Below are 17,169 nucleotides of genomic sequence, written 5' to 3' on the forward strand. Positions count from 1 at the left end.
CTCAGCCCACTCGCTCACGCCGGCCCAGGATGCCCTGCGGCCGGAACAGGAGGACGAGGATCATGACGACCAGCGCCCCGACGTACTTCAGGTCCGAGGTGAGGCCGAAGACCGTGGTGAGTTCGACGAAGATGCCCACCACGATCGACCCCACGAGCGCGCCGAACACGGTCCCGAGGCCTCCGAGGGTCACCCCCGCGAAGATCATGAGCAGCAGCTGCTGGCCCATGTTGAACGAGACCCCTGGGCGGTAGTACGCCCAGAGGATCCCGCCGAGCGCCGCAAGGAAGCCGCCCGTGACCCACACGAGCCGGATGACGCGGTCCACGTCGATCCCGCTCGCCGCAGCGAGGGCGGGGTTGTCCGCGACCGCGCGCGTCGCCTTCCCGAGCCGGGTCCGCAGGAGCGCGAAGGCGATCAGGAGGATCACGACGATGGAGATCAGCAGGGACCAGAGGTTGTTCGGCGAGATCGAGACCACGCCCAGGTCGATGTCCGTGGACTGCGAGCCCGGAAGCTGCTGGGTCGCGCCCCCGAAGAAGAACAGGATGACGTAGCGGGACGCCAGGGCGAGGCCGATGCTGACGATCATCATGGGGACGAGGCCGGTTCCGCGCCGGCGCAGGGGCTTCCAGAGGAACGCGTCCTGGGCGTAGCCGAAGGCGATCCCCGAGGCGAGGCCGGCGAGGATGGCGAGCCAGAAGGGCACGCCCACGGCGCTCGTCGAGAACACGACGACCGCGCCGAGCGTCACCATCTCGCCGTGGGCGAAGTTGGTCAGGCCTGTCGTGCCGAAGATGAGCGAGAGGCCTACGGCCGAGAGCGCGAGGAGCAGGCCGAAGCTCAGGCCCGCGACGAGGCGGTTGGCGAGGTTCGTGAAGAAGCTCTCCTGGTGCACCTGGATGCCCGCGCCGAACGCGAAGATGGTGCTCGCGTTGGACGTCTGGCTGAACGTCACCGTCCGCGGATTCTCCTGCCCGTCCGCGAGCTTGACGCCCTGGGGCAGCGTCGACTCGTCGAGCGTGACCTTGTAGCTGCCCTGGGTCGGCACCGAGATGCTCCACGCGCCGGAGGCCGAGGAGGTGGTGCTGCCGGTGAAGCCGTTCCCCTCCGCCGTGATCTTGACGCCTTGGAGAGGCTGGCCGGCATTGCGCAGGAAGCCCGAGATGCTGTTCTGGAACTGGGACTGGCTGGGGCCCGGGCTGGGCGAGGTCGTCGCCTCGGCGGCCGGGGCCACGGTCAGGAGCACTGCGAGGATGGCGCCGATCAGGGCGCCCGCCGCCGCCAGCACGCGCCGAGCGCGTAACCGGGGGACGGCCGAGGCTGTGCGTCTCACGTAGGGCCTCCGTCTGTACGGGTGCGGCTGGGGGATGCCAGCCGGTGATTGGTGCAGCGGGCACGGATCCTCCCGCCGAGCGCGCGGCCCTGCATGTGACGAACCTCACCCGCTGGACGTCATGTTACCCGCGGGCACGGCAGCGATCGGCCGCGGAAGGGGGCCCCGGAGGTCGCGATCCGGTAACAACTATGAAGCTGTGGGCCACCACGCCTTTAGGAGAGCTTGGGATTCAGGCCCGCGTCGGAGATCGCGCTGCGGACTGTCCCCGCGTGCGGGGCTCTGAGGAGAAAGGTGCGGGGCCCTGATCAGAGATAGAGGCCGAGATCCCGCGCAGGCTCGCCGCTCTCGGCCACGGCATGGAGGTCACGCTCGCGCAGCAGCACGTAGTCCTTGGCGCCGACCTCGACCTCGGCGCGGTCCTCGGGATCGAAGAGCACGTGGTCCCCGACGGCAACCTGGCGGACGCTGGGCCCGGCGGCGACGACCTCGGCCCAGGCAAGCCGCTTGCCGAGCATGGCGGTCGCCGGGATGACGATGCCCGACGCCGAGCGCCGCTCGCTCGCCTCCTTGTCCAGCTCCACCAGGATGCGGTCGTGGAGCATGCGCAGGGGGAGACGGGGCTGCGGGGCTGAGGTCACGTCATTCGGCACCGCAACAGTGTAGCCGCGGGAACTTCTGCGGCCTCCCGGGCGTGCTCTCCAGTAGTGACTCCGCAGCACCCGCGGGGCCGCCACGACGCCGCACCAGCAGTATGGACAAGGAGCCGACATGGCATTTGGGGGCAACCCGGTCTTCCGGGGGAAGAACTACAGGGGCGCCATTGCCACCGCCGCGCCCGCACAGGCCGCGCCCCAGGGCCACAGCCCGTACGCCCAGGGCCCGTATGGCCAGAACCCCTACGGGCAGGCGCGGTACCCGCAGCAGCCCCTGACGCCCGAGCAGCTCGACAAGCTCTACCGCGCCCCGTCCGCGGGGCCGGCCGAGACCGGGCGCATGACGTACGACGACGTGATCGTCCGCACGCTCGCATGCCTCGGTTTCGTCGTGGTCGGGGCCGCGGTCACCCTGGCCGTCCCGGGGAGCGCCGCGCTGGGCCTCATGGTCCTCGGCGCGATCGGGGGCTTCGTCCTCGCACTCGTCAACTCGTTCAAGCGGGAACCGGCCGCCGGGCTGATCCTGGCGTACGCAGGCCTCGAGGGCCTCTTCCTCGGCGGGATCACCCGCATCATCGACGCCGTGGCGCCCGGGGTGGGGCTGCAGGCGGTCATCGGCACGATCGTCGTCGCTGCCGTGACCCTGGCCCTGTACAAGAGCGGCAAGGTGCGGGCCACTCCGCGCCTGGCGAAGTTCCTCCTGATCGCCCTCGTGAGCTACCTCGCGTTCAGCCTCGTGAACCTCGTCATCATGCTCGTCGACCCGGGCCTCGGTGCGTGGGGCCTGCGCAGCAGCGTGCACATCTTCGGCATCCCGCTCGGCGTGTTCGTGGGACTGTTCGCTGTCGTGCTCGCGGCGATCTCGCTCATCTTCGACTTCAACAGCATCGAGCAGGGCGTCCGTGCCGGGGCTCCCCGCCGGTTCGCCTGGACCGCGGCGTTCGGGCTGACCGTGACCCTCGTGTGGCTCTACACCGAGCTGCTCAGGCTCCTGGCGATCCTCAACAGCAACGACTGAGGCGCCCAGAGCTGAGGCGCTGGGAGCACCAGGAGCCCCCGGGACCGACGGTCCCGGGGGCTCCTGCGCTGCTGGGGGCGTGCTGCCCGCATCGGGTCAGAGGACCCGCCGCGCCCCCTCGGCCGGGACCACCGTGAAGAGGTCAGGGGCGGTGAACCCCGCGCGCCGGAACGCGGCGGAGACCGCGTCCCGGACTGCCCCCTCGGCAGCGCGCGGGATCAGCGCGATCGCCGAGCCGCCGAAGCCGCCGCCGGTCATGCGGGCCCCCAGGGCCCCGGCCGAGCGCGCGGCCTCCACGGCCAAGTCGAGCTCAGGGCAGGAGATCTCGAAGTCGTCGCGCATCGAGGCGTGGCTCGCGTCCAGCAGGGGGCCGATCGCCGCCGGTCCCTCGGTCCGGAGCACCTCCACCGTGGCCAGGACCCGCTCGTCCTCGGTCACCACGTGCCGCACGCGTCGGAAGGTCACGGGGTCGAGGAGCCCGCGTGCCTCGGCCAGGTCCTCGGAGGAGACGTCCCGCAGCGCCTCGACGCCCAGGACCTCTGCCCCGAGCTCGCACGAGGCCCGGCGCTCGGCGTAGCCGCCGCCGGCGTGGGAGTGCGCCACCTTCGTGTCGACCACGAGGACCGCCAGGCCGGCTGCGTCGGCGTCGAACGGGATGAGCTCGACCCCCTGGTCGCGGCAGTCGAGGAACACCGCGTGCCCCGCCGTCCCGCGCAGCGAGGCCGACTGGTCGAGGATTCCCGTGGGCGCGCCGACGAACGCGTTCTCCGCCCGCTGGGTCACGAGCACGAGGTCCTGCGGCGTCAGGTCGGCCCCGGCGAGCTCGGACAGCGCCGTGGCCACCGCGCACTCGATGGCGTGCGAGGAGGACAGGCCCGAGCCCGCCGGGACGGTCGAGTCGAGCGCGAGGTCGAACCCGGGCAGGCGCACGCCGTGCTCGGCGAGGGCCCACGCGACGCCGGCCGGGTACACGCTCCATCCGGGGGCCCCGTCCCGGGAGAGCGCGTCCAGGTCGAGCTCGACGACGCCGCCGCCGTGGGTGGACAGGAGCCTGACGAGCCGGTCCGGTCGCGCCTGCACCGCCACATGGGCGGCGAGGTCGATCGCGAAGGGCAGGGCGAACCCCTCGTTGTAGTCGGTGTGCTCCCCGATGAGGTTGACCCTGCCCGGTGCCCGCCACACGCCGTCGGGCTCGCCGCCGAAGGCCTCCGAGAACGCGCGGTGGGCGGGTGCGGCGGCCTGCTGCGGGGAGAGGGGGCTGCTCATGCGGGGGCCTTTCCGGTGGCTGCGCGGACGGCGGGCGCCCCGGAGAGGGCGTCCCGCAGCCGGGCAGCGACCTGCTCAGGGGTGGTGTCGTTGATGAAGGCCCCCATGGCGGCCTCGGACCCGGCCAGGAACTTCAGCTTGTCCGCCGCGCGGCGCGGGGAGGTGAGCTGGAGGTGGAACCGCGACGCCGGCCGGAGTGCGGCCTCCAGCGGTGCCTGGTGCCAGGCGGCGATGTAGGGGGTCGGTGTGGGGTAGAGCGCGTCGAGGCCCCGCAGGAGCGTGAGGTAGGCGTCGGCGAGCTCGTCCTTCTCCTCGCCGGCGAGCGCGGAGAAGTCGGCGACATGACGGTGCGGGACGAGGTGGACCTCGAGCGGCCAGCGCGCGGCGAAGGGCACGTACGCCGTGAAGTGGGCGCCTTCGAGGACCACCCGCTCGCCCGCCGCGCGCTCGCGGTCCAGGAGGGTGCCGAGCAGGGTGGCGCGGCCGCCCGCCTCGTCGTAGAACCGGCGGGCGGCGGCGCCGAGCTGGGCGGCCCGCGGGGTGACGTAGGGGTAGGCGTAGATCTGGCCGTGGGGGTGGTGCAGGGTCACGCCGATTTCCGCCCCCCGGTTCTCGAACGGGAAGACCTGGCGGACGCCGGGCAGCGCGCTCAGGGCCGCGGTCCGGTGGGCCCATGCCTCGACCACGGTGCGGGCCCTCTCGTAGGGCAGCTGGGCGAAGGACCCGGTGTGGCTCGCCGTGAAGGACACGACCTCGCAGCGGCCGACGGCGGGCACCGTGTGCCCCCACGGCAGCGTCGGGGAGACCACCGCGGTGTCCGGTCCGAGCGAGGGGAAGCGGTTCTCGAACACCACCACGTCGTAGTCCGGCTCCGGGATCTCGGAAGCGTTGGACGCGGTGGTGGGGCACAGCGGGCATGCCTCGGCGGGCGGCAGGTGGGTCCGGGACTGCCGGTGGGCCGCGACGGCCACCCAGTCGCCGGAGAGCTCGTCGTAGCGCAGCTCCCCGGGGGCGGCACGGTGCGTGAGGCCGCGCCGGTCGGCCACCGGCGTGCGCGGCGGGGTGCCCGGGTCGTCGAAATACAGCAGCTCGCGGCCGTCGGACAGGCGTGTCGGCGTGATCCTCGGGGCATGGGGTGCAGTCACTGCGCTCCCTTCGTGGGTCGGGCGTCATCGACGGCCGCGACGATGAGGTCGGGGACGTGCTGGCGGAGTTCGTCGAGGGCCGCGGTGGAGAGCCCGTCGTCGGTGATGAGGGTGTCGACCGCGCTCAGGGGAAGGATCTGCGCGAGGCCCACGAGGCCGTACTTGCTGTGGTCCGCGAGGACCACGAGCCGGGCGGCGGCCTCCGCGGCCGCGCGGTTCGCCTCCGCCTCGAGCATGTTCGGGGTGGTCAGGCCGGCACGGGGATGCAGTCCGTGCACACCCATGAAGCACACCTCGACGTGGAGCTGGCGGAGGGTCGAGGTGGCCAGGGGCCCGACGAGGGCCTCCGACGGCGTCCGTTCCCCGCCGGTGAGGATGGTCCGCACCCCGCCGGCGGCGCCGAGTGCCTCGACCACCTTGATCGAATTGGTCGCGACCGTGAGGTCCGGGATGCCCACGAGCAGGCGCGCGAAGGCGAAGGTCGTGGTGCCCGCGGTGACGAAGATGGTCGCGCCCGGCCGGACGAGCTCGACGGCCTGCTGCGCGATGGCGCTCTTGGCGTCGGGGCGGTGCTCGCTCTTGATCTCGAACCCGAGCTCGGTGAAGCCCACCTCCGTGGGCCGGGCGGCACCGCCGTGCACCCGGCGGGCAAGGCCCTGCTGCTCGAGGTGCTCGATGTCCCGCCGGATCGTCATCTCGGAGACGCCCAGGGCGGCCGCAAGCTCGGTGACCCGGACGGCCTCCCGCCGCTCGAGCTCGGCGATGATGTGTGCATGGCGTTCCGCAGCCAGCATAGGTCCCCCCGCCTCGGCTCCCGTGACGGGAGACGACTAACAGAAACAACAGCTTTCTAACAAAAGATAACATTCTGACGCCCGGCTGGGAAGACCCTGCGGGCGACCCGGGCGGAGCGTCCCCGGCGCCGCTAGCGTGGTCCCCATGACACCTTCACCGACCGCCCGCCGTGCCGCCACGGGCCGGCAGCATGAACTCCGGCGCGGGGGCGCCGTCGTCGTCGTCACCGAGCTCGCCGCCGGCCTGCGGTCGTACGCCCGCAACGGTGTGGCCCTCACCGAGACCTACGGCGACGGGCAGATCCCCCCGGGCGCCACCGGCATCACGCTCGCGCCGTGGGCGAACCGGATCGAGGACGGGCGGTGGACCCTCGACGGCAAGGTCCAGCAGCTGGACATCACCGAGCCCAAGTTCGGGCACGCGAGCCACGGGCTCCTGCGCAACACCGGCTACAGCGTCCTCGAGCAGACGGAGTCCGCCGTCGCCCTCGAGGCCGTCGTGTTCCCGCAGCACGGGTACCCGTTCCTCCTCCGCCACCGGGTCGACTACGCGCTCGGGAGCGACGGCGGCCTCAGCGTCACCCAGACCCTCGCCAACGACTCGGCCGCGTCCGCGCCCTACGTGCTCGGCGCCCACCCCTACCTCCGGATCGGCGACGTCCCCACCGAGGAGCTCACGCTCACCGTCTCGGGCCGCACGCGGCTCATCGCGGACCAGCGCCTCATTCCCCGCTCGTCCGAGCCCGTCTCCGGCGGCACCGACCTCCGCGGGGGCCAACCGGTCTCCTCCCTCGCGCTCGACTCCGGCTACACCGACCTCGCCTTCGAGGACGCGGCGGACGACACCCCGGGAGGCCCCCGGGAGGCCCACGCACCCCGGGTGGCCCGCGCAACGCTCGCTGCGGCCGACGGGCGCAGGGTATGGATGTGGCAGGAACAGACCTGCCCCTACACCCATGTCTTCGTCACCGACACCTTCCCGGGACGGCCCGCGGCGGTGGCGCTCGAGCCGATGAGCGGGGCCGCGAACGCCTTCAACAGCGGCGCCGGGCTGGGCTGGCTGGAGCCCGGCGCGTCCGCCTCCATCCGCTGGGGGATCGGCTCCGAGCTCTAGGGGCGCGCGGGGCGCCGGGAGGGCTCTGGCAGGATGGGGCCATGGAGCCCACGCCCCCAGGACCCCGCCCCGCGCCCGCCCGGCCCACCCGGCCGGTGAGCGACGCAGACCTGCCGTTCGCGCTGCGGGTTGCGGCCGCCTGGTCCTGGCGCACGGCGATCATCCTCGTGGTCGCCTGGGCCATCGCGTGGGCGCTCGCGCAGCTGAGCTTCCTCGTGATCCCCGTCCTCGTCGCGGCGCTCCTCGCCGGGCTGCTCAGCCCGGTCGTCGGCTGGCTCCGGCGCGCCCGCGTCCCCAAGGGCCTCGCGGTCGCGATCACCGAGGTCGGCTTCATTGCGGCCGTCGCGGGCCTGCTGACCCTCGTGGGACGGCAGATCTCGATCGGCTTCGCGCAGCTGTGGGACGAGGCGCTGGCCGGGCTGGCCGAGGTCCAGAAGTGGCTCGCCGAGGGGCCGTTGCAGCTCACCGCCGATCAGCTCGAGGCCTACACCAAGGACGCCCAGCGCCTCCTCCAGACGAACCAGGGCACCCTCGTCAGCGGCGTGCTGAGTGTGGGGTCCTCTGCCGGCCACTTCCTCGCGGGCGCCCTCATCACCCTGTTCGTCCTCGTCTTCTTCCTGCTCGAGGGAGAGCGCATCTGGCGCTTCCTCGTGGGGCTCCTGCCCCGGCAGGCACGCCCGGCCGCCGACGGCGCCGGACGCCGGGGCTGGGCCTCGCTCGTGAGCTACGTGCGGGTCCAGGTGCTCGTCGCCGCGGTCGACGCGGTGGGCATCTCAGTGGGCGCGGCGATCCTGGGCGTGCCCCTCGCGCTGCCGCTCGGGATCCTCGTCTTCGTCGCATCCTTCATCCCGGTGGTCGGCGCGCTCGTGAGCGGCGCGGTGGCCGTGCTCCTTGCGCTCGTCGCGAATGGACTCGTCAACGCCGTCATCATGCTCGTCATCGTCGTGGCCGTCCAGCAGATCGAGTCGCACGTGCTCCAGCCCCTCATCATGGGCCGCGCCGTGTCCCTCCATCCCGTGGCGGTGATCCTCGCGGTCGCCGCCGGCTCGTACATCGCCGGCATCCCCGGGGCGCTCTTCGCCGTGCCCACCCTCGCCGTCACGAACTCCGCGGTCCGCTACATCGCGGCCCGAGGGTGGGAGAACTCGTGGGAAACTGGAGATGCGCCGGCCCCAGCGGAAGACGCCGGACCGGTTCCGCCATCTTCGTGAAACCCCCAAGGAGCACTGAGCATGAAGACCCTCCCGACTCTCGCTGTGACGCTCGACGACGTTGTTGCCGCACAGGAGCTGCTCGAGGGCATTATTGCCAAGACCCCGATCGAGCAGTCCAGGGCGCTGGGCCAGCAGATCGGCGGCGAGGTCTTCTTCAAGTGCGAGAACCTCCAGCGCGCGGGCTCGTTCAAGGTCCGCGGCGCCTACGTGCGCATGGCGAGGCTGAGCGAGGAGGAGAAGCGCCGCGGCGTGGTGGCCGCCTCCGCCGGGAACCACGCCCAGGGCGTCGCCTCCGCCGCCAAGCGGCTCGGCATCCGCGCGCGCATCTACATGCCGCTCGGCGTCGCCCTGCCCAAGCTCCAGGCGACCCGCAGCCACGGCGCCGAGGTGGTCCTCCACGGCCACAACGTCGATGAGGCGCTCGCCGAGGCGAAGCGCTTCGCGGACGAGACGGGCGCCGTGTTCGTCCACCCCTTCGACAACGCGGACGTCGTCTCCGGCCAGGGCACGATCGGCCTCGAGATCCTCGAGCAGGTTCCGGACGTGGACACCGTCCTGATGGGCGTCGGCGGCGGCGGCCTGCTCGCCGGCGTCACCGTGGCCCTGAAGGCCAAGGCCGCCGAGCTCGGACGCGAGATCCGGGTGATCGGCGTGCAGGCCGAGAACGCCGCGGCCTATCCGCCCTCGCTCGCCGCGGACGCCGTGGTGCCGCTGCCCAAGGTCGCGACCATGGCAGACGGCATCGCTGTCGGCCTTCCCGGCCAGATCCCGTTCAGCATCATCCGGGAGCTCGTGGACGACGTCGTCACCGTGAGCGAGGACTCGCTGGCCCGTGCGCTGATCTTCCTGCTCGAGCGGGCCAAGCTCGTCGTCGAGCCGGCCGGCGCGGTGGGCGTGGCCGCCCTCATGGACGGCAAGCTCGCCGAGCTGGGCATCGACCCGAAGAAGACGGTCGTGATCCTCTCGGGCGGCAACATTGACCCCATGCTCATGCTCAAGGTCATCCAGCGCGGCCTCTCCGCCGCCGGGCGCTTCCTCACGGTCCGCATGATGCTCGACGACCGGCCCGGCTCGCTCGCCACCATCTCGCGCATCATCGCCGAGAACGATGCGAACGTCACCGGCGTGGACCACACCCGAGTCGGCGGCTCGATCGCGATGGGAGACGTGGCGATCACCATCGACATGGAGACCAAGGGCCACGAGCACTCCGACCAGGTCCTCCGTGCCCTGCGCGCCGAGGGGTTCCAGCCGATCGTCATGCACGTCTGAGGCCACGCGGGCGTGGCGGGAGGGAGCGCGGGGTGGACGCACGCCTCGCGGTGAGGGCACGGGCCGGACTCGCGACCATGACGGCCGTGACCGCCCTCCTCTACGCGATCCAGTGCGTCAACATGGCCACGTTCGGCCTGCTCACCCGCTGGTTCGGCATCCGGCCCCGTGACGTGAGCAGCCTGCCGGACATCGTCACCTCGCCCCTCGTGCACGACCCGACCGGCTGGGGGCACCTCGCGGCCAACACGCTGCCGCTGTTCGTCTTCGGGTTCCTCGCCTTCCTCGCAGGGATCAGGCAGTTCCTCACCGCGGTCGGCCTGTCCTGGCTCGCCTCCGGAACCGGCGTGTGGATGTTCGGCGGGAACCTCCTCGGGGCCCCGTCCATCACCGTCGGGGCCTCCGGGGTGATCTTCGGCCTGTTCGGGTTCCTGCTCGTGCGCGGGTTCTTCAACCGCAGCTGGTGGCAGATCCTCCTCGCCCTCGTGCTCTTCGCCGCGTACGGCAGCGTGCTCCTGGGCATCCTGCCCACCGTGGGCAGGGGCATCTCGTGGCAGGCGCACCTGTTCGGCCTTGCGGGCGGCGTGGCCGCGGCCGTCATCCTCCGGCCCCGGGGCCGGGTGGCGGTCTGAATCGCCCCGGTTCCCGCACGACGACGGCGCCGCCCCCCTCGCGAGGGGAGCGGCGCCGTCGTGCGTGATGGCTGGGGGTGTGGCGGATCAGCCGTTGTACGGCGTGGCCGAGATGATCTCGACCTTGATCTCTTTGCCGTTCGGGGCGGTGTAGGACAGCTTGTCGCCCTGCTTGTGGCCCACGATCGCGGCGCCGAGCGGGGACTTCTCGCTGAACACGTCCATGTCCGTGCCGCCGTCGGCGATCTCGCGCGAGCCGAGGAGGAAGCGCTCCTCCTCGCCCGCGATCTTGGCGACCACGATCATGCCGGGCTCGACGACGCCGTCGTCCGCGGGCTTCTCGCCCACGTGGGCGCTGCGCAGCAGCTCGGTCAGCTGGCGGATGCGGGCTTCGATCTTGCCCTGCTCCTCCTTGGCCGCGTGGTAGCCGCCGTTCTCCTTGAGGTCGCCCTCCTGGCGGGCAGCCTCGATCCTCTCGACGATCTCATGACGGCCGGGCCCCGAGAGGTGGTCCAGCTCGGCCTTGAGACGGTCGTACGCCTCCTGGGTGAGCCAGGCGCCGCCCTGATGGGTCGTGGTGGACATGTCGTCTCCTTGTAGCGTCTTGCCAAAGCAAATACCCCGCGGCGGCTCAACGAACCCTCTCAAGGAACGATGCCTCGGGAGCGCTGTCTCGACCACCGGCGGGGCAATGGGTATTAGACCAGTCTAGTGATACGGGGTCCCAATCCCAAGCTGGCCTGCGGGGCGTGTCCTGCTAGGCCCCCTTGAGCCAGCAGGAGTCCACGACGCCGGACACCGCCGCGGTCTCGGTCCGCAGCGGGACGCGCTGCAGGCTCGTGGTGGTCCCGGACCGGCCGGCGTCCGGGCCGATGACGACCTCCTTGAAGCCCACCACGGCGTAGGTGTCGGACAGCGCGTGGACGGCGCAGACCGCGGTGGCGGAGGCGTCCTTGCTCACCTGGAAGTCGATCTCCGCGTGCCACGGGTCCGGGGTCGAGAAGCCGATGTCGTTCGAGCTCACCCCGGCGCGCACGCTCGAGGTGTAGGTCAGCCAGGCGGCCGCCGCGATGCCCACCACGAGGGCCACGATGATGACGAGGCGTGCCCTCTGCTTCGTGAATCCGCGCCGGGGGGCGCCGTAGCGGGCAGCGAGAGCGGGGGAGTCGGTCACCTGACTATTCTAGGAGACGTGTCAGAGACCCATGCCGCCCTGCGCCTCCTCGCCGTGCACGCCCACCCCGACGACGAATCGAGCAAGGGCGCCCCGATGATGGCGAAGTACCTCGCCGAGGGGCACGAGGTCATGGTCGTCTCGTGCACGGACGGATCCCGGGGGGACATCCAGAACCCGCACATCCTCGATGCCCCGCACCCTCGGCGCGACATGGCCGGCGCCCGGCGCCTGGAGATGGCCGCCGCGCGCGAGATCCTCGGCGTGGACCACCGCTGGCTCGGCTTCATCGACTCGGGCCTGCCCGAGGGCGACCCGCTGCCGCCGCTTCCCTGGGGCTCCTTCGCGACGCTGCCCATCGACCAGGCCTCCGCGCCGCTCGTGCGGCTCATCCGCGAATTCCGCCCCCACGTGGTCGTCGCCTACGACGAGAACGGCGGCTACCCCCACCCGGACCACATCATGGCCCACCGTGTGGCCGTCGAGGCCTTCCGCGCGGCGGGGAAGGACGGCGCCTACCCGGACGCCGGCGAACCCTGGGCACCCTCGAAGCTCTACTACGACGTCTCCTTCAACCCGGACAAGGTCCGTCGCATCCACGACGCGCTCGTCTCCGCCGGGCTCACGTCGCCCTACGCAGACTGGATCGCCCGTGCCTCCGAGAACGACGCCGAGGGCCACCGCCCCTGGACCTCGCGGCACCGCGTGACCACCCACGTCCAGTGCGCCGAGTACTTCGAGGTCCGGGACCGTGCGCTCCTCGCCCACGCCACCCAGATCGACCCCGACGGCTGGTTCTTCGCGGTCCCGCTCGAGCTGCGCCAGCGCGAGTGGCCCTGGGAGGACTACGCCCTCATCGAGTCCGCCGTCGGCTTCCCCGAGGAGGGGACGACCGAGGGGGACCTCTTCGCCGGGCTACGATAGAGCGGTGCAGAATCTCCTCGTTGCCCTCACCCAGACACCGGCTCCGTCGCCCGAGAGCTCACTGCGGCCGGGGCTGAGCGAGGACATGATCACCCCCGGAAACTGGGGGTTCGCGGCCACCGCCTTCGTCGTCATCCTCACGATCTTCCTCATCATCGACATGGTGCGCCGCCTCCGGCGGATCCGCTACCGCGCCCAGGTCGAGGAGGCCCGCCGCGCCGACGGCGAACCCGGGGCCGCCGGCGATGAGTCCGGGCAGGGGGGCACCGGCCCCGAGGCGCCCCGGCCCGGCCGTGCCACCGGCCGCCCCTGACGTCTCCCTGAACGTCCATGGCAACGCGTGGCAACGTGTTGCCGGGCCACGTCCCGCGGTTTAGTCTCACTCTGCCCTCGGTATGACCGGGGCCACAGGCCACGGAGTCCCACGTCCCGGGACTCCGACAGGGAGGGGGAGGCACCGATGGACCAGACAACCATCCGCAGGCTGTCCGATGAGGCGACCCAGCTGCTGATGAACCGGGCAGGGACGGAGTCCAGCCGTCGCGGCGGCTGGATGATGATCGCGACGATCCTCATCGAGGCGTGGGACCTGTATGCCCTCTCCTTCGTGCTCGTCTTCATCAAGACCGAGTACCACCCCACCGCGTTCGAACTCGGCTGGCTGACGGCCGGCGTGCAGGGCGGGGCGCTGATCGGCGCGGTCCTCGGCGGTGTGGTGGCCGACCGTCTGGGGCGCAAGCGAGTCTTCATCCTCACGATGGTGCTGTTCATCGTGCTCGCGATCGCGCAGGGGTTCTCCCAGAACGTCTGGGACCTGATCATCCTGCGCATCCTCATCGGCATCCCGCTCGGGTCCGACATCTCCAACGGCTACGCCTACATCATGGAGTCCATGTCCAAGGGCGCGCGGGACCGCATGGGCAGCCGCTGGCAGGGCATGTTCGGCCTCGGCGAGGTGCTCTCGATCGTGGTCATCACCATCATGTACGTCACCGGGATCGACCACGCCATCCTGTGGCGCGTGGCCCTCGCGATCGGCGCGATCCCCGCCTTCATCCTGCTGCTGGCACGGCTCGACCTGCCCGAGACCCCGCTCTCGCTCATCCACCAGGGCAGGTTCGCCAACGCCAAGGAAGTCTCGCTGCGCCTCTTCGACGAGCCGCTCGACATGCTCCCGAACGAGGACGCGAAGCTCGAGCGGCCCAAGGTCGGCGACTTCCTGCAGGTCATCTGGGCCGACCGCACCAAGCGGCGCGCCACGATCTTCGCCTGGATCTCCAACGCGTGCCAGGGCGCCGAGTTCACCGCCTTCGGCTTCTACCTCCCCGTCATCCTCGTGACCGCCGGCGTCGGCGTCGCCTCGAACGCCAACATGACGGGAACGAACATCGTCACCGCGGCGATCTACGTCCTGGCCACGATCTCGGGCTTCCTCGCGCCGGTGATGATCCAGCGCACCGGCCACCGCGGGGTGGCCATGTGGGGCTTCGGCCTGGCGTTCATCGGCCTGGCGGTGGGCGCCTTCGCGCTGGGCGCCAAGGTCGAATGGCTGATCGTCCTGGGCGCGGCGGTCCTCATGTGGGGGCACTACTGGGACGCCTCCAACGGCATGACCATCGCCTCGATGGTGGCGCCCGCGCGGTTCAAGGCGACCGCCTCGGGGTTCGGCTACGTCTTCGTGAAGGCCGCCTCGTTCTTCGGCGCCTTCGTGTTCCCGTTCATGACCTCCGCCTGGGGCCCGGTGGGGGCGACCCTGGCCGTCTCGGTCCTGTCCCTCATCGGGTTCCTGGCCGCGAAGTTCATCCTCCCGGAGGTCTACAACTACGTCGAGTCCGAGGAGGTCCGCGCGGCGGTCACCGACTGACGGGCCCCTGCGTCGGAGCCGGCACGTTCAGGCTGCCGTAGCGCTCCATGCGGTGCCACTTCAGGTGCAGGCCGGCGAGCGCCGTGAACACCGACTGGATGACCACGAGGTACATGAGCTGGCGGTACACCACCTGCTGCAGCGGCAGCGTCCACAGGGGGGCCAGCTTCTCGCGGTCCAGGCGGAACGCGTAGGCCGCCATCGCGAGCTGGGCGCCCATGAAGGCCAGCCACAGCACCGCGATCCGCACGGGGTCGAGGAACACCAGCCCGTACAGCGCGAACACGTCCACGATCGGCGCGAAGAGCGGCAGGAGGACCTGCAGCACCAGGAGGTAGCCGAGCCCGCGGCGCCCCAGCTTGCCTGCGGCCCCGCCCTGCAGCACCGCGCCGCGATGCTTCCACATCGCCTGCAGGGTCCCGTAGCACCAGCGGTACCGCTGCTTCCAGAGCGCGCCGAGGGTTGCCGGCGCCTCGGTCCAGGCCCGCGCGCTGTCCTTGTACACGACCCGCCAGCCATCGCGGCACAGCGCCATGGTCAGGTCGGTGTCCTCCGCGAGCGTGTCGCTGCTGACGCCGCCGAGACGCAGGAGCACGTCGCGCCGGAACGCGCCGATCGCGCCCGGCACGGTCGGCATGCACTCGGCGAGGTCGAACAGCCTCCGGTCGAGGTTGAAGCCCACGACGTACTCGATGTGCTGCCACGCGCCGAGGACCCCGCCCCGGTTGGCGACCTTCGTGTTGCCCGAGACCGCGCCGACCCGGGGGTCGGCCAGCGGCTGCACGAGGTCATGGACCGTGCCCGGTTCGAAGACGGTGTCGCCGTCGACCATGACGACGATCTCGTGCGAGGCGGCGCGCAGGCCCGTGTTGAGCGCCGAGGGCTTGCCGCCGTTCTCCTGGCGCACCACGATCACTCCGGGGAGCGCGAGGGCTTCGACGATGTCGGCGGTGCCGTCGGTGGAGCCGTCGTCCACGACGATGATCTCCACGGGGTGCTCGGACGCGGCGATGGACCTGACGGCCGCCTCGATCCCCGCCGATTCGTTGTAGGCGGGGACGATCACCGTGACCGGCTCTGTGACCTCGGGCAGCAGCGGGACGTCCCGTCGGCGTCGCCCGCGCCGCGCGAGGCGGTGGTGGCGGGACGCCACCGCCACGACCAGGACGGCCCGCACCAGCGTGACGACGCCGCTTGCGGCGAGCAGCCACGAGATCACGGCCACGACCGTCCCGCTGGCCTGGATCCCGCCCACGAACGCCTCGCCGATGAGCTGCTCGGAGGGCGGCGCGGTCCGCATGGTCGCCAGGCCGAGGGCGTCGCCCACGCTGGTGACGCGGTCGCCCTGCGCGGCAGCCCGGTCGAGGACCTGGTCAAGAGCGGCCACCGTCTGGCTGCGGTCGCCGCCGCCGTCGTGCATGAGGAGGACCTGGCCCTGGCTGCCCGTCGGCACGGCGTTCTTGACGATCTGCGGCACGCCGGGCCGTGACCAGTCCTCGCTGTCGAGGGTGCTCAGCACCGTGAGGTAGCCGTCCGACGCGCTCGAGAGCATGGCGGACCATGCCTGGGTCGTGACGGCGTCGTTCTCCGAGCTGTACGGAGGACGCAGGAGCGTGGCGGTCTTGCCCGTGATCCCGGCGACGGCGCGCTGGGCGCCCTGCACCTCGAGCTGGCGCCGCCACTCGGGGATCTGGCCGAGGTCCGCGTGGGTGAGCGTGTGGATTCCGACCTCGTGCCCCTCGGCGATCATGCGGCGGATGAGGTCGGGGTGGTCGATCGCCGCCGTGCCGACCACGAAGAAGGTCGCGTGGACGTGGTGGGCCTTCAGGACGTCCAGGATGCGGGGCGTCCAGGTCGGGTCGGGACCGTCGTCGAAGGTGAGGGCCAGCGTGTGCTCGGCGGGCCGGGCGGTGCGGACGGCGGATGACCTCGCGTCGACGACCGGGCCCCCATGGAGCACCGAGGCGGGCACGCCGTCGGAGCCCGTCGCGGCGGGCACGGAGTCGTCCCCGATCCCGGCCAGATGCTGGGTGTACCCCTGGACGGCCAGGGCCAGCGCGAGTCCGACCAGGAGCGCGGCGAGCACGATCCAGTGCGTGCGGACCCGGCCCGGCTTCCGGCTCGCCGCGGCGCGGACGCGCGGGGGCTTCCGGCTTCCCCTCACCGGGGTGTGGGTGCCGGTCACGGGTGCGCGGGCGGGGTAGCGCGGCGCGTCTGCCCGGGCGCGGCGGGGTTGCCGGGACCCGACGGCTGTGTGGCCACGGCAGTCGGCGCCGGAGCCACGGCTGCAGCGGTCGGAGCCGGGGCAGGCTGCGCTGCCGCCGCAGCGCCGCCCGCGGCGGCCGTGGCCGCGGGGACGGGCGCGATCTGGGCCGCCGGAACGGGGTTGCCGCCCGGAGCAGGCTGGGCGCCGGCGCCCGCCGCCGGATTGCCGGCCAGGGACGCGGGCGCACTGGGCGACGGCGCCGCGGGAGCCGGGGAGGCCGCCGGCGCCGCCGGGGCGGGCAGGAACGGGGCCGCTGCGTTGGGGCTGCCTCCGAGGAGGGCGAGTCCGACCACGCCCAGGTACGCCACCACGAGGATCAGCGCCACGGCGCCCATGACCCGCATGAGCCGGAGCTTGCGGCCCGTCGAGTCCACGAAGATCGGGCGGGGGACCCTCTGGGTGGACGCGCGGCTGCTGGGGATGCTGCTGGGGGGAGTGTCCATCGGTAGGACAGTGTAGGCGGTACCCCACCGGGATGGCATCCCGAGGCCGTC

General features: G+C 71.9%; 17 protein-coding genes. 8 read left to right on the forward strand and 9 right to left on the reverse strand.

Going from position 1 to position 17,169, the window contains the following annotated elements; translation table 11 throughout:
- Position 1: 1 nt before the first annotated feature.
- Together SA2016_RS06910 and SA2016_RS21980 are read right to left on the reverse strand one after the other, a co-directional pair.
- Positions 2-1,291 (reverse strand): branched-chain amino acid ABC transporter permease, encoded by a 1,290-nt coding sequence (locus SA2016_RS06910; RefSeq protein ID WP_066496889.1) that lies wholly within the window; start codon positions 1,289-1,291, stop codon positions 2-4.
- A gap of 353 nt (positions 1,292-1,644) precedes the next feature.
- Entirely contained in the window at positions 1,645-1,941 is a 297-nt protein-coding gene (locus SA2016_RS21980) for a GroES family chaperonin (protein ID WP_218030611.1), read from the reverse strand.
- A 166-nt stretch (positions 1,942-2,107) separates the two neighbouring features.
- On the opposite strand from SA2016_RS21980, the gene SA2016_RS06920 reads away from it, so the two are divergent.
- Entirely contained in the window at positions 2,108-3,010 is a 903-nt protein-coding gene (locus SA2016_RS06920) for a Bax inhibitor-1/YccA family protein (RefSeq protein WP_066496891.1), read from the forward strand.
- Between the two features lie 96 nt (positions 3,011-3,106).
- Here SA2016_RS06920 and galK read toward each other — a convergent pair whose 3' ends face one another.
- The 3 genes from galK to SA2016_RS06935 are packed head-to-tail and all read right to left on the reverse strand — an operon-like array spanning position 3,107 to position 6,215.
- Positions 3,107-4,276 (reverse strand): galactokinase, encoded by a 1,170-nt coding sequence (galK, locus tag SA2016_RS06925; protein ID WP_066496892.1) that lies wholly within the window; start codon positions 4,274-4,276, stop codon positions 3,107-3,109.
- Positions 4,273-5,421, reverse strand: a complete 1,149-nt coding sequence (galT, locus tag SA2016_RS06930; RefSeq protein WP_229710712.1) for a galactose-1-phosphate uridylyltransferase — start codon at positions 5,419-5,421, stop codon at positions 4,273-4,275. The genes galK and galT overlap by 4 nt, the downstream gene beginning before the upstream one ends.
- Positions 5,418-6,215, reverse strand: coding sequence for a DeoR/GlpR family DNA-binding transcription regulator (locus tag SA2016_RS06935; RefSeq protein ID WP_066496893.1), 798 nt, complete (start codon positions 6,213-6,215; stop codon positions 5,418-5,420). Before SA2016_RS06935 ends, galT begins: the two co-directional genes overlap by 4 nt.
- 145 nt (positions 6,216-6,360) lie before the next feature.
- Between SA2016_RS06935 and SA2016_RS06940 the strand changes: the two genes are divergently transcribed.
- From SA2016_RS06940 to SA2016_RS06955, 4 genes are read left to right on the forward strand one after another with little or no spacing between them, the layout of a single operon-like run.
- Complete coding sequence (locus SA2016_RS06940; protein WP_066496897.1) at positions 6,361-7,329, forward strand: aldose 1-epimerase family protein; 969 nt, start codon at positions 6,361-6,363, stop codon at positions 7,327-7,329.
- A 41-nt stretch (positions 7,330-7,370) separates the two neighbouring features.
- Positions 7,371-8,540 (forward strand): AI-2E family transporter, encoded by a 1,170-nt coding sequence (locus SA2016_RS06945; RefSeq protein WP_084249374.1) that lies wholly within the window; start codon positions 7,371-7,373, stop codon positions 8,538-8,540.
- A 21-nt stretch (positions 8,541-8,561) separates the two neighbouring features.
- Positions 8,562-9,815 (forward strand): threonine ammonia-lyase, encoded by a 1,254-nt coding sequence (gene ilvA / locus SA2016_RS06950; RefSeq protein WP_066496899.1) that lies wholly within the window; start codon positions 8,562-8,564, stop codon positions 9,813-9,815.
- Between the two features lie 32 nt (positions 9,816-9,847).
- Positions 9,848-10,447, forward strand: coding sequence for a rhomboid family intramembrane serine protease (locus SA2016_RS06955; RefSeq protein WP_229710710.1), 600 nt, complete (start codon positions 9,848-9,850; stop codon positions 10,445-10,447).
- Positions 10,448-10,534: 87 nt separating this feature from the next.
- On the opposite strand, the gene greA is transcribed toward SA2016_RS06955, so the two are convergent.
- Together greA and SA2016_RS06965 are read right to left on the reverse strand one after the other, a co-directional pair.
- Positions 10,535-11,032, reverse strand: coding sequence for a transcription elongation factor GreA (greA, locus tag SA2016_RS06960; protein ID WP_066496901.1), 498 nt, complete (start codon positions 11,030-11,032; stop codon positions 10,535-10,537).
- Between the two features lie 172 nt (positions 11,033-11,204).
- On the reverse strand, positions 11,205-11,621 hold the full coding sequence (locus SA2016_RS06965; protein ID WP_066502124.1) for a DUF4307 domain-containing protein: 417 nt from the start codon (positions 11,619-11,621) through the stop codon (positions 11,205-11,207).
- An 18-nt stretch (positions 11,622-11,639) separates the two neighbouring features.
- On the opposite strand from SA2016_RS06965, the gene mca reads away from it, so the two are divergent.
- The 3 genes from mca (at position 11,640) to SA2016_RS06980 (ending at position 14,409) form a co-directional block, all read left to right on the forward strand.
- Complete coding sequence (mca, locus tag SA2016_RS06970; protein ID WP_229710708.1) at positions 11,640-12,545, forward strand: mycothiol conjugate amidase Mca; 906 nt, start codon at positions 11,640-11,642, stop codon at positions 12,543-12,545.
- 4 nt (positions 12,546-12,549) lie between these two features.
- Positions 12,550-12,858 carry a hypothetical protein gene (locus SA2016_RS06975; RefSeq protein WP_066496902.1) on the forward strand — a complete coding sequence of 103 codons (309 nt, stop codon included), beginning with the start codon at positions 12,550-12,552 and terminating at the stop codon, positions 12,856-12,858.
- Positions 12,859-13,005: 147 nt separating this feature from the next.
- Positions 13,006-14,409 (forward strand): MFS transporter, encoded by a 1,404-nt coding sequence (locus SA2016_RS06980; protein WP_066496906.1) that lies wholly within the window; start codon positions 13,006-13,008, stop codon positions 14,407-14,409.
- Here SA2016_RS06980 and SA2016_RS06985 read toward each other — a convergent pair.
- Positions 14,399-16,594 (reverse strand): bifunctional polysaccharide deacetylase/glycosyltransferase family 2 protein, encoded by a 2,196-nt coding sequence (locus SA2016_RS06985; protein WP_229710706.1) that lies wholly within the window; start codon positions 16,592-16,594, stop codon positions 14,399-14,401. The two genes, SA2016_RS06980 and SA2016_RS06985, sit on opposite strands and share 11 nt — an antisense overlap.
- The gene (locus SA2016_RS06990; protein ID WP_066496907.1) at positions 16,591-17,118 is read right to left on the reverse strand and encodes a hypothetical protein; all 528 of its coding nucleotides are present in this window, start codon (positions 17,116-17,118) and stop codon (positions 16,591-16,593) included. The genes SA2016_RS06985 and SA2016_RS06990 overlap by 4 nt, the downstream gene beginning before the upstream one ends.
- Positions 17,119-17,169: the final 51 nt, after the last annotated feature.

Source organism: Sinomonas atrocyanea, from assembly GCF_001577305.1.
In the GTDB taxonomy this organism is placed as follows: domain Bacteria; phylum Actinomycetota; class Actinomycetes; order Actinomycetales; family Micrococcaceae; genus Sinomonas; species Sinomonas atrocyanea.